The sequence below is a fragment of the Enterococcus sp. LX10 genome, assembly GCF_023539285.1.
Taxonomy (GTDB): Bacteria; Bacillota; Bacilli; order Lactobacillales; family Enterococcaceae; genus Enterococcus; species Enterococcus faecalis.
In genome coordinates, this window is sequence record NZ_CP092784.1 from 66,998 (window position 1) to 82,745 (window position 15,748).

At 36.5% G+C, this 15,748-nt stretch carries 16 protein-coding genes; 13 read left to right on the forward strand and 3 right to left on the reverse strand.

The window, feature by feature from the left end; genetic code table 11:
• From ruvA to MKZ30_RS00310, 5 genes are all read left to right on the forward strand, one after another.
• The gene (gene ruvA, locus MKZ30_RS00290) at positions 1 to 615 is read left to right on the forward strand and encodes a Holliday junction branch migration protein RuvA (RefSeq protein ID WP_002359241.1); all 615 of its coding nucleotides are present in this window, start codon (positions 1 to 3) and stop codon (positions 613 to 615) included.
• A 12-nt stretch (positions 616 to 627) separates the two neighbouring features.
• A complete protein-coding gene (gene ruvB / locus MKZ30_RS00295; RefSeq protein WP_002381340.1) occupies positions 628 to 1,644 on the forward strand; it encodes a Holliday junction branch migration DNA helicase RuvB in 1,017 nt (338 codons plus the stop codon).
• A 141-nt stretch (positions 1,645 to 1,785) separates the two neighbouring features.
• Positions 1,786 to 2,484, forward strand: a complete 699-nt coding sequence (locus tag MKZ30_RS00300) for an N-acetylmannosamine-6-phosphate 2-epimerase (RefSeq protein WP_002370615.1) — start codon at positions 1,786 to 1,788, stop codon at positions 2,482 to 2,484.
• Positions 2,485 to 2,661: 177 nt separating this feature from the next.
• A complete protein-coding gene (ygjK, locus tag MKZ30_RS00305) occupies positions 2,662 to 5,001 on the forward strand; it encodes an alpha-glucosidase (RefSeq protein ID WP_033600577.1) in 2,340 nt (779 codons plus the stop codon).
• Positions 5,002 to 5,546: 545 nt separating this feature from the next.
• A complete protein-coding gene (locus MKZ30_RS00310; protein WP_033600576.1) occupies positions 5,547 to 6,464 on the forward strand; it encodes a helix-turn-helix domain-containing protein in 918 nt (305 codons plus the stop codon).
• Between the two features lie 41 nt (positions 6,465 to 6,505).
• Here MKZ30_RS00310 and MKZ30_RS00315 read toward each other — a convergent pair whose 3' ends face one another.
• A complete protein-coding gene (locus tag MKZ30_RS00315) occupies positions 6,506 to 7,159 on the reverse strand; it encodes a Crp/Fnr family transcriptional regulator (RefSeq protein WP_002356081.1) in 654 nt (217 codons plus the stop codon).
• A 273-nt stretch (positions 7,160 to 7,432) separates the two neighbouring features.
• Between MKZ30_RS00315 and MKZ30_RS00320 the strand changes: the two genes are divergently transcribed.
• The 8 genes from MKZ30_RS00320 (at position 7,433) to MKZ30_RS00355 (ending at position 12,326) form a co-directional block, all read left to right on the forward strand.
• Entirely contained in the window at positions 7,433 to 8,326 is an 894-nt protein-coding gene (locus MKZ30_RS00320) for an SDR family oxidoreductase (protein ID WP_033600574.1), read from the forward strand.
• Positions 8,327 to 8,338: 12 nt separating this feature from the next.
• Positions 8,339 to 8,911: an alkaline shock response membrane anchor protein AmaP gene (gene amaP / locus MKZ30_RS00325; protein ID WP_002381343.1), complete on the forward strand. Its 573-nt coding sequence runs from the start codon at positions 8,339 to 8,341 to the stop codon at positions 8,909 to 8,911.
• Positions 8,912 to 8,923: 12 nt separating this feature from the next.
• Positions 8,924 to 9,115 (forward strand): DUF2273 domain-containing protein, encoded by a 192-nt coding sequence (locus MKZ30_RS00330; protein ID WP_002356087.1) that lies wholly within the window; start codon positions 8,924 to 8,926, stop codon positions 9,113 to 9,115.
• Positions 9,116 to 9,127: 12 nt separating this feature from the next.
• Complete coding sequence (locus MKZ30_RS00335) at positions 9,128 to 9,640, forward strand: Asp23/Gls24 family envelope stress response protein (RefSeq protein WP_002383483.1); 513 nt, start codon at positions 9,128 to 9,130, stop codon at positions 9,638 to 9,640.
• Positions 9,641 to 9,698: 58 nt separating this feature from the next.
• Positions 9,699 to 10,259: an Asp23/Gls24 family envelope stress response protein gene (locus MKZ30_RS00340; RefSeq protein WP_002383482.1), complete on the forward strand. Its 561-nt coding sequence runs from the start codon at positions 9,699 to 9,701 to the stop codon at positions 10,257 to 10,259.
• A gap of 23 nt (positions 10,260 to 10,282) precedes the next feature.
• Positions 10,283 to 10,525: a GlsB/YeaQ/YmgE family stress response membrane protein gene (locus tag MKZ30_RS00345; RefSeq protein ID WP_002356092.1), complete on the forward strand. Its 243-nt coding sequence runs from the start codon at positions 10,283 to 10,285 to the stop codon at positions 10,523 to 10,525.
• Between the two features lie 365 nt (positions 10,526 to 10,890).
• Positions 10,891 to 12,126 (forward strand): MFS transporter, encoded by a 1,236-nt coding sequence (locus tag MKZ30_RS00350; RefSeq protein WP_002356101.1) that lies wholly within the window; start codon positions 10,891 to 10,893, stop codon positions 12,124 to 12,126.
• Between the two features lie 20 nt (positions 12,127 to 12,146).
• The gene (locus tag MKZ30_RS00355) at positions 12,147 to 12,326 is read left to right on the forward strand and encodes a hypothetical protein (RefSeq protein ID WP_033600572.1); all 180 of its coding nucleotides are present in this window, start codon (positions 12,147 to 12,149) and stop codon (positions 12,324 to 12,326) included.
• Positions 12,327 to 12,534: 208 nt separating this feature from the next.
• Here MKZ30_RS00355 and MKZ30_RS00360 read toward each other — a convergent pair whose 3' ends face one another.
• Together MKZ30_RS00360 and MKZ30_RS00365 are read right to left on the reverse strand one after the other, a co-directional pair.
• Positions 12,535 to 14,019 (reverse strand): helix-turn-helix domain-containing protein, encoded by a 1,485-nt coding sequence (locus MKZ30_RS00360; protein ID WP_002383479.1) that lies wholly within the window; start codon positions 14,017 to 14,019, stop codon positions 12,535 to 12,537.
• On the reverse strand, positions 14,013 to 15,500 hold the full coding sequence (locus MKZ30_RS00365) for a helix-turn-helix domain-containing protein (protein WP_002419425.1): 1,488 nt from the start codon (positions 15,498 to 15,500) through the stop codon (positions 14,013 to 14,015). The genes MKZ30_RS00360 and MKZ30_RS00365 overlap by 7 nt, the downstream gene beginning before the upstream one ends.
• Positions 15,501 to 15,748 lie beyond the last annotated feature (248 nt).

Below are 15,748 nucleotides of genomic sequence, written 5' to 3' on the forward strand. Positions count from 1 at the left end.
ATGTACGAATATATTATTGGAAAAGTAACGTTTGTTAGCCCATACTATATTGTCGTTGAAACAAATGGCATTGGCTATCAGATTTCAGTCGATAACCCGTATCGCTATTCAGGAAAAATGGATACGGATATTAAACTATATCTTCACCAAGTCGTGCGGGAAGATGCACAACTTTTATTTGGTTTTGGCAGTTTAGAAGAAAAACAATTGTTCTTAAAATTAATCAGTGTCTCTGGAATTGGCCCTAAAAGTGGCTTAGCTATCATGGCTTCTGTGGCTGATCATGGTGGTTTAATCAATGCAATTGAAGGGGAAGATGTTACATATTTAACGAAGTTCCCAGGTGTTGGCAAGAAAACAGCCCAACAAATGATTTTAGATTTAAAAGGAAAATTAGGCGAATTAGAGTCTTCCGAAGCAGCGGTTGCGGCCATGACCGCAACCGAAGCGGTGACAACAAGCAATCAAGCATTGGCAGAAGCGTTAGAAGCATTAAGTGCCCTAGGCTACAGTGACCGAGAGATTAAGCGTATCACTAAGCAATTGGAAGCGTTAGGTGAGACAACGACAGATGTTTATTTAAGCAATGCGTTAAAATTCATGATGAAACGCTAAGGAGGAATAACGATGACAGAAGAAGAACGGTTGCTTTCAGCTGCAAGTCAAGAAGCAGAAGCTTCAATTGAAAAATCGTTACGTCCACAATTTTTAGCACAATATATTGGTCAAGACAAAGTAAAACAAGAACTAACGATTTATATTGAAGCGGCGAAAAATCGGAATGAAGCGTTGGATCATACCCTTCTTTATGGTCCGCCAGGTTTAGGGAAAACGACAATGGCGATGGTCATCGCCAATGAAATGAATGTGAACATTCGTACCACAAGTGGACCAGCCATCGAACGGGCGGGAGATTTAGTCGCTATTTTGAACGAATTAGAGCCTGGTGATGTGTTATTTATCGATGAAATTCATCGTTTGCCGCGAGTGGTGGAAGAAATGCTGTATTCCGCAATGGAAGATTTTTACATTGATATCATGGTTGGTCAAGGAACCACGGCACATCCCGTTCATTTTCCATTACCGCCTTTTACTTTAGTGGGCGCTACCACACGGGCAGGGATGCTTTCAGCGCCATTACGAGATCGTTTTGGGATTATTTCTCACATGGAGTATTATCAAGAGCAGGATTTAAAAGAAATCGTTCTCCGTTCCGCAGATATTTTTCAAACGGAGATTTTTGAGGAAGGTGCCTTTGAAATTGCGCGCCGCTCAAGAGGAACCCCCCGAATTGCTAATCGTTTGTTAAAACGTGTCCGTGATTTTGCCCAAGTCCAATCAGATGGCAAAATCGACCGAGCGATTGCAGACAAAGCGTTAACCTTGCTGCAAGTGGACCATCAAGGCTTGGATTATGTCGATCAAAAATTGTTGAAAACAATGATTGATTTATACGGCGGCGGTCCGGTTGGCTTAAGTACCTTGTCTGTAAACATCGGTGAAGAAACCGAAACGGTGGAAGATATGTATGAACCCTATCTTATTCAAAAAGGTTTCATTAAACGAACACCGCGAGGACGAATTGCAACGCCATTTGCGTATGCACATTTTGGGTATGATTATTTAGAGGGTCGTAAAAATTAAAAATAAGTCAAAAGAAAGCAAGCCTTAACCGCTTGCTTTCTTTTGTTTCACGTGAAACGTTTGTTCTTATTTGGGAGAGTGGCATATTTCAGCTGTTGTAGGTATACTGTGTTTGTAATCGCTTTTAAATTGGAGGGATCAATGTTGAATAAAGAAATCAAAGGGGCATTAATTGTTTCTTGCCAAGCGTTGGCAGACGAACCGTTGCATAGTTCTTTTATCATGTCCAAGATGGCTTTGGCCGCTAAACAAGGAGGGGCTAAAGGTATTCGAGCAAATTCTGTGGTAGACATTCGAGCAATCCGGAAAGAGGTTGATTTACCAATCATTGGGATTATTAAACGAGATTATCCTGATGCAGAAGTATATATTACTGCAACTATGCGTGAGGTAGATGAATTAATGGCTGTTCAGCCAGAAATTATCGCTCTCGATGCAACCCATTCGAAACGACCAAATGGCGAAACGTTAGCCACATTTTTCAAAAGAATAAAAGAAAAGTATCCTAACCAAGAATGGATGGCGGATTGTTCCACGCTGGAAGAGATGATTGAAGCGGCGGAGTTAGGCTTTGATTATATTGGCACAACGTTAGTCGGCTATACGCCGCAAAGTGAAAATCAGCGGATTGAACAAAATGATTTTGAACTGTTAAGAGAAGCAAAGAAGCATTTTACTACACCAATCATTGCAGAAGGAATGATTGATACGCCAGCAAAAGTCCAACGTGTTCTGGAGCTAGGTGCTTATAGCGTGGTGGTGGGATCTGTTATTACACGACCGCAAAAAATTACTGAAAAATTTGTGGAAGCTACGAAAATAAAACAGAATCAAGCATAAACTAAATACACTATCGATACACTCGTTATTTTTTGATCAATACACTTCGATACGATCGCTTTTTTTCTAGAGAAAGTTGAATCTTTCAATAATAAAAAGGGATACACTCCATTTGGCATAGTCCTTGCTGATAATAAATCAGTGTATAAAGCGCTATCATTTTATAGGAGGGGTTTTATGAAGGGTTTATCAAAAAAGAAACGGGTGTCTACTTGGTTAGCGTTAGGAATCACCGTAGTCAGCTGTTTTGCGTTAAGCGGGGAAGTGCAAGCAAGTGTTGAAAGAACAAAAGTTGATGAATTTGCAAATGTTTTAGATGTGAGTGCATCACCAACCGAACGGACGAATGGCGTATACGATACCAATTATTTTAATAATTTTTCTGATTTAGGTGCATGGCATGGCTACTATTTACCTGAACAAAGCAATAAAGAGCTACTGGGTGGTTTTGCGGGGCCATTGATTATTGCGGAAGAATATCCAGTAAACTTGGCGGCAAGTTTAAACAAATTAACGGTCAAAAATAAAAAAACGGGAGAAACCTATGATTTAAGCCAAAGCAACCGCATGGACCTGTCTTATTATCCTGGGCGCCTAGAGCAAACCTATGAATTAGACGATTTAACGATTCATTTAGCTTTAATTTTTGTCAGCAATCGAACGGCGCTTATCCAAACGACACTTGAAAACACTGGTGAAGAGCCCTTGTCACTTGAAGCAAGCTGGACAGGTGTGGTCTTTGACAAAATTCAAGAGGGAACGGAAACCTTAGATATTGGCACTCGTTTAACTGCTAAAGACAATGACATTCAAGTGAATTTTGGTGAAGTCAGAGAAACGTGGAATTATTTTGCTACGAAAGACACAAAATATACGATTCATCATGCGGATAAAGTTTCAACAAAAATTGATAATCGGAATTATACAGCGACCGCTGAACCTATTGAATTGAAGCCTAAACAAACGTACAACACCTATACGACAGAAAGCTATACTTTTACAAAAGAGGAAGAGGCAAAGGAACAACAACAAGCACCCGAATATACCAAAAATGCGGCACGCTATTTCAAAGAGAACAAGCAAAGGTGGCAAGGGTATCTAGATAAAACGTTCGATCAAAAGAAAACAGCAGAATTTCCTGAATATCAAAATGCGCTAGTCAAATCGATTGAAACGATTAATACCAATTGGCGAAGTGCGGCAGGTGCCTTTAAGCATGACGGGATTGTTCCGTCCATGTCTTATAAATGGTTTATTGGTATGTGGGCTTGGGATTCGTGGAAAGCGGATGTAGCAACGGCTGATTTTAATCCTGAGTTAGCTAAAAATAATATGCGGGCCTTGTTTGATTATCAAATTCAAAAAGATGATACCGTACGTCCACAAGATGCAGGAGCGATCATTGATGCTGTCTTTTACAATCAAGACAGTGCGCGTGGTGGTGAAGGTGGCAACTGGAATGAACGAAATTCTAAACCACCATTGGCTGCATGGGCAGTTTGGCATATTTATCAAGAAACCAAAGATAAGGAATTTTTAAAAGAAATGTACCCCAAACTTGTAGCTTATCACAATTGGTGGTATACCAACCGAGACCACAATAAAAATGGGATAGCAGAATATGGAAGCATGGTCAGTGATGCCCACTGGCAAAAAGACGACAAGGATCAAATCATTAAAGATAAAAATGGCCAACCTAAAGTGGACGATAATGCTGTTATTGAAGCAGCCGCGTGGGAAAGTGGTATGGATAACGCTACACGGTTTGACAAAGAAGGTGTGGGCAAAGGCGATGACGGAGTTAAAGTTTTTGAAAATAAAAATAAAGGAAAAGTAGTGGGGTATTCGATTAATCAAGAATCAGTGGATTTGAATGCGTATCTCTACGCTGAAAAGGGCTATTTAGCTTCGATAGCAGAAGAACTAGGCAAAAAAGAGGACTATAAGAACTATCAAAAAGAAGCGAAGAAACTAAAAAAATATATTCAAGAAAATATGTTTGATGAAAAAACGGGCTTCTTCTATGACTTACAAATAAATGAAGACGGCTCGAAAACAAAATTGTTAGTCAATCGTGGCAAAGGAACAGAAGGCTGGTTGCCGCTTTGGGCAAAAGTAGCGACCAAAGAACAGGCGGCGGCAGTTAAGAAAAACATGATGAATCAAGAAATGTTTAATACCTTTATGCCATTCCCAACGGCATCCAAAGACAATGAAAAATTTGCTGCAACGAAATACTGGCGAGGACCAGTTTGGCTTGATCAAGCCTTGTTTGGTGTAGAAGCTCTTCAAAACTATGACTATACAAAAGAAGCAAAAGAAATGACACAAAAACTCTTCTTACATGCCGAAGGATTGATGGGAGAAGGCCCTATTCATGAAAATTATGATCCACTGACAGGGAAGGGCTTAAGTACGAAAAACTTTAGTTGGTCAGCAGCAGCGTACTATTTACTGTATAAAAACACCTTATTAAGTAATAACCCCACAACGCAAACCGCTTTTGAGATAAAATAGAAAAACAGCTCTTGAGGAAATATCACTCAAGAGCTGTTTTTTTCTTCACTTGCTACAATCTGTTTCCTTCTGAATTTAATTGAATGTAATTTATTTGTTTTAATAAATATATTTCATTTAATTAAAGAAAATATCTAAAAATAAAAATATATGTACTTTTATTAAAAATGTTATTTAATAAAAATGAAATAGATATTCGATGGAATTGATTGTACAATGATTAGTGAAGAGTGGGTTTAACGGAACCGAGTAATAAGAAATAAACTAATATTGAAACCAAACATTGCGACACCTCCTGCTCTAAGTTATATTGAATTTCATTATAAGACAGATATCTTAGTTTCTTCAAGAACGAATTAGAAAAGTTTTTTTAAAATTGTTGACGTCTAACAATTATAATGTGCAAAAAAATAATTTAAACAAATATATTATTTGATTATTTGGTAATATTAAAGTTCGTAAAAATAATTTTTTATAAAATATTATATTTTAGTTAATAAAAAAATAATACTTAATATTAACTTATTAATAGAAAGGAGCATATTATGGATGTGTTAGAGGCATTAAAGTATTTTAGAAAAAAGAAAAAAATTGCTCAGAAAGATGTTTTACCAAAAAAAGGGAAACAAACCTATCGAAGAATCGAAATTGGTGAAGCCAAGCTAAGTTACGAGGATTTAATGACAGCATTACAGTCACTGGGGATTACCTTTAATGAATTTTTTCATATGGTCTCTGAAACAAGAAGTAGGGCTTCATCTAAAATTATGCATCAAATTGAATGTTGTCAAATGGGAGTGAACAATACAAGTGAAAAAAAGAACCTGATTCATTACTTTTATCAATTAGAGCGCAATCCCCACAAAAACGCAGTGGAGATGTCTATTTATACAGATATTAAGCTAACTTTCAGTAATGATTGGGAGGAAATTCCAGAATTTGACGAACCTGATCGAATGGCAATTCTCGCACTTATCTCTAGCAAAAGCTACTATACATATTACGATTATCAAATGGTGACTAATACAGGAGCGTTATTTTCTGAAAACGAAGTCCTTCAGATTCTTGAGCAGATGTTTCCTGTCAAAGATGCTGAATTACGTGATACCCAAACATTAAATGTCGCCTATGGTTTTTATCTAAATATCATTACAGCGCAACTTTATAAGAAAAATTATGCGAAAGCCCGGGAGTATTTAGCGCTAATGAGTGTTACCACGATTCCTGCTGAAATTTACTATATTCATTTTAACTTACGTTACTTAAAAAACCTTACGTATTATCTGCACACTGGCAAAATGAGATACTATAAAGAAGTGATCGCCGTTATTGATATGATTGAAAGTTTTGGCGATGTACGTTTGGCGGAAGGCATGAAAAAAGAAATGCTTCAGCTGACGGCTGGGCGGACATTTAATTTAGATTATGGACAATTTCCTGTGAATATTGTCACTGAAAAATAAAAAACACCCCCGCAAGGTCAAACTTGCGGGGGGTGCTGATGTTAAACAATAATGTTATCTCTAATCATATCTAAATCTTTAATCAAAATTTTGCGGTTACGTAATTCGATTGCCCCTAACTCTTTTAGTTGCTGCATCATCCGGTTAACGCTACTAGCAGAAGTTATCCCACAAAAATGCGCAATTTCTTCATTGGTCACCACGAAATCAATTAAAATACCTTCCTCTGTTTCTACGCCAAATGAATCGTACATTTCATAGATTTGTGTACAAACGGCCCCAAATTTGCCATTCATTAACATTTGCTGCATCTTTTTCATGGAATGCATTAAACGGTCCCGATAGTATTCTTTGACATACATTTGCAAGTCTTTACTATTATTGATATCCCGCCAAAATTGAACACGGTCGATTTGATAAAGTTCTGCTTGTGGAGATTCGATGCGAATATTAAAAGGTGCATCAATAAATTCTGAATATTCATCACGTAGCAATGAAACAATTTCCAAATTGTTGATATAACGTAAATTAAATTCACGACCGTCTTTGGAAATAACGCTAGTTTTGATGATGCCACTTTTTAAAATATAGGCATAACGATCTTGCAGTCCTTCATAAGTTAAATAATTTTTCTTCTTTTTTACAACGACTCGAAAAGAATGTTCATCTAAGTAGTCTTGTAAAACATTTCTCATTGGCGGTAACTCCTCAATTATCTCTAAATATTTTTGTTTTTGCCTGTTGGGCTTCCTTCTTATTTAAGCGAATTGGACATCATATGTCAATAACAAATGTTGATAAAAAAAGTCAATTAAACGCTATTTTGAAAAATAAAATCAGCTTTTAGATAATTTTGCCAAAAATTTCGCTTAATGAGTATTAAAAATATTTTTTTTATTTTATGTGCTCAAATATTTTTCAAAAAGAAAAAATTGTATTAAGGTAATAGTAGAAAGGGAGGAGATTTCATGACAGAACCAAACTTAAAAGATCCAAGAAAGTTATTTTATAGTGATGGATTTCCGCAACAAGATCAAGAAACTCCCGCATTACAGGACAAAATGGTTCCTAAACCAGATTGTGGGGAAGACAGCTATGTCGGAAATCACAAATTAGAAAATCGTCGGGTATTAATTACAGGCGGTGATTCTGGGATTGGACGAGCGGCGGCGATTGCTTTTGCTCGCGAAGGTGCAGATATTGCCTTACATTTTTTCCCAGGTGAAGAAAAAGACGCCGAAGAAGTGGCGCACTATATACGAGAAGCTGGCCGAAAAGTCTTTCTTTTGCCAGCAGATTTAAGAGATAAACAGGCACCTGAAGAATTGGTTGCACAAGCTCGTGAAGCATTAGGCGGCTTGGATACCCTTGTTTTAAATGCTGCCCAACAAATTTCCTGTGCCGCTATTGAAGAATTACCAATGGAACAAGTGATAGACACTTTCCATGTCAATATTATTGCGATGTTTGGCATTGTCAAAGCAGCAGTGCCTCACTTGCCTGCCGGAAGTAGTATTGTGACAACGACTTCCGTCCAAGCCTTTAATCCCAGTGAGCATTTGTTGGATTATGCAGCAACGAAGGCATCAATTGCCAACTTTACCGTTGGTTTAGCAAAACAACTGGCACCAAAAGGCATTCGGGTAAATGGCGTGGCTCCAGGACCAATCTGGACACCGTTACAGTTAGATCATGGACAACCAATTGAAGAGTTGCCAGAATTTGGGCAAGATTCTTTACTGGAACGTGCGGGTCAGCCTGCTGAATTAGCCCCTGTTTATGTTTTCTTGGCGTCCAATGATGCAAGTTATGTTACGGCTCAAGTTTATGGCGTAACTGGTGGAGAAGCAATTAATCTTTAGGAGGGATGTTCCGTGAATAAAGTTGTTAAAATACTTTTGCTTCTAGGTTCACTGATTTTAATGGCATTATTTGGCGCGGTGGCCATTACCACTTGGTCAGCCGATACAGCTTGGCAACCACCAGATAATGTCCAATGGTTCTTGCAAGACAACGAGTACGCACGTCAAGCAATTTTTTGGGTAGCGCTGGTTTTACTAGGAATTATGCTCTTTCTATTTTTATTCATTCTTTTATTCCCAAGAAGAAAAGGCACGTTTGAATTAAAAGAAGAGCAAGGAAAGTTAGTGTTACACCGTAAAGCCATCGAAGGATTTGTACGCTCTAGCTTGCAAGACAGTGACTTTCTGGAAGCACCAACCATTCGTGTAAAGGCGACAAAACGGCGCATTAAGGTCAATGTCAAAGGCACACTGAAACGAACGGCGGATTTAATTGGACAAACAGAAGCTTGGTCAAAAACAATGGAAGAACGGCTTGCTCGTTTGGTGGGAACTGGTCACAAGATTACGATTGATGTTCATTTTGAAGATATTCAATCAATGAAACGACCACAACAACAGCAAACACAAGCACGTGTGGAGTAGGAGGGATGTACAATGGTTGAATGGATAAAACAATATGCCGTTCCGTTAATTGGTGGCCTAGTCGGTTTGGTTTTTGCAATCTTGTTTCTGTCAATCGGCTTCTTTAAAACATTGTTAGTGGTACTCCTGACAGGACTAGGTATTTGGCTAGGTTTGTATTTGGAACAGACAGGCATTGTCAAAAATTATTTTCATCATAAATAGGAGGTTTTGGCTATGGAAAATGCAAATGTATCGATTGTTAAAGGTGAGTTGACGTTTGAGGATAAAGTAATCCAAAAAATTATTGGCATTGCTTTGGAAGAAGTCGACGGTTTGTTAACTGTGGACGGTGGTTTTTTCTCGAATTTACGAGATAAAATGATTAACAGTGAAGATGTTACAACAGGCATTCACACCGAGGTCGGCAAAAAACAAGTCGCAGTGGATATGGACATTGTAGCCGAATATGGGAAAGATATCGAGACCATTTATGATCAAATGAAAGAGGTTATTACTCGTGAAGTCCAACAAATGACTCACTTGGAAGTAATCGAAGTCAATGTCAACGTAGTAGATATCAAAACACAAGCAGAGTACCAAGAAGAAAGTGAAACAGTCCAAGATAAACTTGGCAACGCCGCTGAAGCGACAGGTAGTTTTATGTCAAAACAAACCAATAAAGCCAAACATGCGGTAACTAAAGGCAAGACAAAAGTCAAAGAAAACACGGCACCTCGTGTTCAATAATGGGTTATTATTTTATTAAAAATAAAGCAATAATAGAAGAAACTAGGAGGAATGAACCATGAGTAACGAAAAATTCAATAATGTACCAAAACCAGCAGGAAACGGACCACACACACCAGAAAATCATGCAATCAAAGGTGAATTAACATTTGAAGATAAAGTCGTTCAAAAAATTATCGGTTTAGCCTTAGAAAATGTTGATGGTCTATTGACAGTCGATGGCGGCTTTTTCTCAAATATTGCTGAAAAATTAGTAAACACAGATAACGTCACAGCTGGTATTGATACCGAAGTTGGTAAAAAACAAGTCGCTGTTGATATGGATATCGTGGTAGAATACGGCAAAGATATTCAAGACATTTACGAAAAAATGAAAGAATTAATCAGCCGTGAAGTGAAAAAAATGACTCACTTAGATGTGATTGAAGTGAATGTTAACGTAGTCGATATCAAATCAAAAGAAGAATACGAAGAAGATAGTGAAACTGTTCAAGATAAAGTCACAGGCGCTGCCAAAAGTACCGGTGAATTTGCTTCTGAACAAACAGAAAAAGCAAAAAAAGCTGTGAATAAAGGAACAGAACAAGTCAAAGAAAATATGGAACCACGTGTAGAATAAACGGTTAAAGGGAGGAAACAATCATGGGCTTTATTTGGGCATTAATTGTCGGTGGTGTCATTGGGGCAATCGCTGGAGCAATTACTAAAAAAGGATCATCGATGGGCATTATTGCCAATATTATTGCAGGGTTAGTTGGTTCAACAATTGGTCAAGCCATTTTAGGCACATGGGGACCAAGCTTAGCTGGGATGGCTATTGTGCCATCGATTATCGGGGCAGTGATTTTAGTTGCCATCGTTTCATGGATTTTAGGACGAAAATAGAGAAAGTTTAAAAAATAGGGCATAAGTCGTTTCGACTTATGCCCTATTTTTCTTTTTCTATGTATGAGGAAGTATCATATGAAAAGTAAATTTTGAGCAAGTAGCCAAGAGCTTATTTTAATTAAAATCATTAGTTATTTTGGCTTTTCAACAAAAATCAACAACATTTGTTGAAGTTATTTGTAGATAACGTTTATCATTCACAAATTTACATTTTTTTGTAACGGATATCTCGTATAGTAATAACTGCAAATGAATTTCAGAAAATTTTTTGATAAGTCATCAAAGTGAGGGGATAGCGGTCTTTTATTGAAAAATAGCAACACAAAATAAACAGAACAAAAGAGAGAGGAATTCAAAGAATTATGACAGAACAAACACCAACAAAGCTTTTGAATAAAGGCTTTATCAGCATTACAGTGATTAATTTCATTGTCTATCTTGTTTATTATTTGTTAATGGTTATTATTGCGGTGATTGCGCAAGATAGCTTACACGCTACTTTAGGTCAAGCGGGTTTGGCCTCAGGAATTTACATCATCGGGACATTGCTTGCACGACTTTTCATGGGAAAACTCCTTGAACTGATTGGGCGCAAACAAGTCTTACGTTATGGGGCTTTGTTTTATCTTTTAACGACTGTTGCGTATATGTATATGCCAAGCATGGGTATTCTTTATTTGGTCCGTTTTTTAAATGGGTTTGGTTACGGAACCGTTTCGACAGCGACCAACGCAATTGTTACCGCCTATATCCCTAAAAATAAAAAAGGGGAAGGGATCAATTATTATGGGTTGAGTACTAGTTTAGCAGCCGGCATTGGGCCATTTATTGGGATGTTATTGTTAAATGTTTCCAACTTCCATGTCATTATTAACTTTTCAATTATTTTAATTTTGTTAACAACCATTGCTTGCTTCATTTTCCCAGTGAAAAATATTGAGTTAACACCTGAACATCGTGAAGCTTTATCTAAATGGAATTTTGATAGTTTTGTTGAAAAGAAAGTTTTATTTATTACATTTATCGCCTTTTTAATGGGTCTTGCTTATTCAAGTGTCTTATCTTTCTTATCTTCTTATGTCAAAGTAATCGATTTAGTTGACGTCAGCACTTTCTTCTTTATCGTCTATGCGGTCGTGATTACCCTAACACGTCCTTCAACAGGTCGGATTTTCGATGTCAAAGGTGAACGCTACGTCATGTATCCGAGCTACATTTTCTTAACACTAGGCTTATTCTTATTAAGTATGACTACGTCTGGTTGGATGTTATTAGTCTCAGGTGGGTTAATTGGCTTAGGTTATGGTACCTTCATGTCAAATGGCCAAGCGGTTTGTCTTCAAGAAAGCCCAAGTCCTCACCGTATCGGGATTGCTTTATCGACTTATTTCATCGGTTTAGACCTTGGATTAGGGGTTGGTCCGTACGTTTTAGGTGAGTTACGTAACTTTATGTCATTCCAACAAATGTACTTCTTAGCAGGTTGTATCCCAATCGTTTGTACCATTTTATATATGGTCTTCCACAAAGCTAAAAATGATGCCAAAGATTTGTCTCTTGAAACGATTGAAGAGATTGAACACGGCTCAGAACTATAAATGGACAAGGAGTGATTTCAATGCCTAACGATGAACGGATTTTAAACGTTTTACAACAAACACTAACGGAAATTCAACGCATGAACACGCGTTTAGCTAAAATTGAAACAGAGTTAGCCGATGTCGATCAACATCACGCGACTTTGGATCATTACTTGCAAGAGCTAGAATGGGTGACAGAAAATAACAACGTCATGTAAAATGAGTAGTTAGTAAATGAACGTTCCACGCTTCGTTATCACTGGAGTGGAACATTGAAAATTTTCGAAAAAACGCCAAAAGGTAGCAGTTTTTCTGCTACCTTTTGACGTTTTTTGTAATTTAAAGTAAATAAGCAAGAAACATAAGCTATGTTAACTTATGTCCCTTGCTTATTTTTAACACTTAAAATGTTTCACGTGAAAACTTTTAAAAGTGGCGTGGACTTTGTTTGGTGACAATTTGTGTATTTAAGTTTTCTAAGCTCTGCGCTAGTTCACCAATGCTAGCGGAAAAATCAACATAATAAGTAGGAATCGTTGATTTGACACTAATTTCTGAAAAGATATTTGTAATAATTACATCGAAAGGCTTTTCTGGTGAAGCGACAAAAATTAATTTTTTATCCACGGCTTTACTTAGCTTTTCGTAAAGGGTATCTAAAATTAAGTTACTTTGGTTGGTCCGTACTAAGACACGAATCGGTGGTAAAGATTTCGTTTTCAGTGTACAAAAAAGAATAAACAAGCAGTCAACTAACAATTTTTCATTGCCCATCAATGTTGGAAGCATTTCAATTGTAAGTCGCTTCACATCTTTGTAGAGACTCGGATTTTTTTGAAGTGCTTCTTTTAAAAAGCTTTCTTGCACAAATGGATTGGCAATCGTGACAAAGGTTTTAAAAAAGACACTTAAATTTTGGATAGAAGTATACAGATAAAGATACTCGTGAAATGTCAATTTAATTTGATAAAAAGACGTTAGTTGATAAATGATCTCTTTAATGGGCGAGCCTAATAGTTGGACCATATGCATCCGTGCTGCTGGAATTTCCAAGATATCTTGTGTGGCGTAGCTGACACTAATCGTCAATAAGAAAAAGGCAAAAAGGCCTTCTTTTTGGATAAATTTTGTTGGAACTTGGTGTAAGGCTTCTTCTTTAAAAAATAATTCAAATTCATTCAGATTAACAAAGGGATTAACAATCGCTTCTTCCTCTACGAAAGTTTCTTTGATAAAAAAGCCCTCTTTCCAACGCGCTAAAATCACCGCAGAAAAAATCAAGTCTTTTGTAAAATCTTGTGTTGTATTGAAAGAAACAGAATGTTTTAAACGTCGAAAGAGACTATGGACTTCTTTTTTTGTGATTGTGTGCAATGGCCAATCCTCTTCAGAGTAATTGTTCCAAAAAAGCATCATAAAGAAAATCCGAATATCTTTTTCTTTGCCCACCAACACGTTGGTACGTTTTAAATTGATTTCAATCTGATATTTTTGGAGCCATTGGTTTAGTTGACCAATTTTTCGTGTAAAGGTTGACGAAGAAATTTCTAAAACTTTTTCAAAATGTTTGCTATCAATTGCATTATGGTTAAAGGCATAGGTCAGCACTTGATACGCGAAACTTTTTTTGACAAAGTAGGGCATCAAAAACGACAGTTGGAAATAGGGTGCAAACCAAAATGTGATTTCTTTGGCAGTTGCTGATAAAGAAAATAAGTTCTCCCAGCCGTTTTCTTCAATTTCTGTTTGGAGCAAAGCCACGGACTGTAGAATGGTAGTTTGTTGCATTTTTAATTGGGTGGCTAAAGTAGAAATCGCCAATGTTTGTTCTTCTGCTTCACGACGTTCGAGTAACTCTTCTAAAAGAGCAAAACTTTTACGATAAGGTACATCAAGTAACTCTGTTAACATCCAATTCCCTCCAAACTATTTTCCCCACGTAATTTGGCAAAATAAATTTTGCGGACGACTTGTTTTAAGTTATGGTATTCGTCTAAATAAGGAACAGGATGCCAATAAAAGGTTTTACTGGCATGGAAAAGTGGATTGTTTTTGTCGGTAATGACTAAGTCAGGCACTTCTTGAATATGATTGACGAATTTCAAAGGAACATCACAATAATTATTGATTTCCTTTGCTAACCAATTTTCTTGTATTTGATTAATAGATGAATGAAGCAAAATTTTAACCGGAATTTGTTTGTTTAATAAAACACTCCGAATAATTAAAAAAATGGTTTCTTTAAATAACGCATCTAGTGGGTGCTCTTTGTCAAAAGGCAAACGCTTTAAGAAATAGTTAGTTGTTCGTGAAACGTTTGGGTATTGCTTTTCATACAAAGAGACATTAGCAATTTCGTAACTCAACTCCTCTTCCACAGGAAAATGGATGAGACGCTCACTGGCATTGGATAAATTAACCAACAAAAAGACAACTTCTATTGCGCTTAAATCCAACTGTAATTGCGTACATTTTTCAAAAATCCAAGTGACGTGGGGACTGTTATCCATTCCCATGATTGCTAAGTTAGCAAAGTTAATGGTTTCCATTTGTTCAAGCGAGTACATCGTTAATGTACTGAAAAAATCATAATAGAAACGAATTTCAGCCCGCCAAGTGTCGGGTTCTTGTTGTTCATTAATAAAACAATCATTCACTAATAATTGAAATTCTGAATAAGGAATGGCTAAATTGATTGCCGCAATTTCAGGATAATCGCTGATTGTAAAATCAGATTGATAACGGAGTAAACCTATGGACATAATTAATTTTAATTTGCGTAAATCGGTATATGTAAAGTAAGGATAACGGTTTTTGATAATTTCAATAAAATTCTGTAATTGCGCTTGATTGGTTTTAGATAAAAAAGGAACGAGAGACGTTCCTGAAATGAAAAATAGAGAGTAAAAGAAACTGCGAAAATCTTTTTCAGCACCACAAATTTTTTCTCGCCTTTTTAAGTTTAAATAACAATTAAATCTAGCTAGATAATTGTTTAAACGGTCACTAACTTGTTTAAAAATAGAAAAGTTAATGAAATGCTCTTCACAAAAATCTTTGGCTGAAGTGTAACGTTTTAAAAGTAAATCTAAGGCTAACATATAGGTTAACGACCCGCGGACCACGGCTTCTTTCATTAACTCAATCGGGATATTTTCATCGGCGACTAATTCTATGGACTGTTGATTATTAATAATGCGAATATGTACATTTTCATGTGTATTGACTCGAGAAATTAATAAAGTTAATTGATTCAATAAATTATTGATATTGTAATGGGAAAATTCATATTTTCGCCGGAGTACTTGCATGGGGACTTTTTCTTTACTGTCATACAAGTATTCAATTAGGGAAAGCAACTGAATTTCCTGCTTGGTTAATAAGTTATGCATAATAACCACCTTTCTAATTGGTTACGATTGTTTGATTTTTCAGATAATACAGATAGAACATTCTTTTCTAAGTAATATTCGATAATTGTTAGTGAAAGAACTAGTTGTTCTTATGCTACTGTATCTATTCTTAAAAATCAAGAAGAACTGAATGTGTCAAATAAAAGAAAAAGCGGACAAAAAATGATAGAGAAACAAATTATTAAGAAAAACAAATGGTTTATATAAAACATTTAAATAACAAAAAT

Coding starts and splice junctions, on each gene's coding strand:
- MKZ30_RS00345 (WP_002356092.1), top strand. CDS start 10,283: ATGGGCTTTATTTGGGCATTAATTGTCGGTGGTGTCATTGGGGCAATC.
- MKZ30_RS00320 (WP_033600574.1), top strand. CDS start 7,433: ATGACAGAACCAAACTTAAAAGATCCAAGAAAGTTATTTTATAGTGAT.
- MKZ30_RS00355 (WP_033600572.1), top strand. CDS start 12,147: ATGCCTAACGATGAACGGATTTTAAACGTTTTACAACAAACACTAACG.
- ruvA (WP_002359241.1), top strand. CDS start 1: ATGTACGAATATATTATTGGAAAAGTAACGTTTGTTAGCCCATACTAT.
- MKZ30_RS00350 (WP_002356101.1), top strand. CDS start 10,891: ATGACAGAACAAACACCAACAAAGCTTTTGAATAAAGGCTTTATCAGC.
- MKZ30_RS00340 (WP_002383482.1), top strand. CDS start 9,699: ATGAGTAACGAAAAATTCAATAATGTACCAAAACCAGCAGGAAACGGA.
- ygjK (WP_033600577.1), top strand. CDS start 2,662: ATGAAGGGTTTATCAAAAAAGAAACGGGTGTCTACTTGGTTAGCGTTA.
- MKZ30_RS00360 (WP_002383479.1), bottom strand. CDS start 14,019: ATGTTAACAGAGTTACTTGATGTACCTTATCGTAAAAGTTTTGCTCTT.
- MKZ30_RS00330 (WP_002356087.1), top strand. CDS start 8,924: ATGGTTGAATGGATAAAACAATATGCCGTTCCGTTAATTGGTGGCCTA.
- MKZ30_RS00365 (WP_002419425.1), bottom strand. CDS start 15,500: ATGCATAACTTATTAACCAAGCAGGAAATTCAGTTGCTTTCCCTAATT.
- MKZ30_RS00310 (WP_033600576.1), top strand. CDS start 5,547: ATGGATGTGTTAGAGGCATTAAAGTATTTTAGAAAAAAGAAAAAAATT.
- MKZ30_RS00315 (WP_002356081.1), bottom strand. CDS start 7,159: ATGAGAAATGTTTTACAAGACTACTTAGATGAACATTCTTTTCGAGTC.
- MKZ30_RS00335 (WP_002383483.1), top strand. CDS start 9,128: ATGGAAAATGCAAATGTATCGATTGTTAAAGGTGAGTTGACGTTTGAG.
- ruvB (WP_002381340.1), top strand. CDS start 628: ATGACAGAAGAAGAACGGTTGCTTTCAGCTGCAAGTCAAGAAGCAGAA.
- MKZ30_RS00300 (WP_002370615.1), top strand. CDS start 1,786: ATGTTGAATAAAGAAATCAAAGGGGCATTAATTGTTTCTTGCCAAGCG.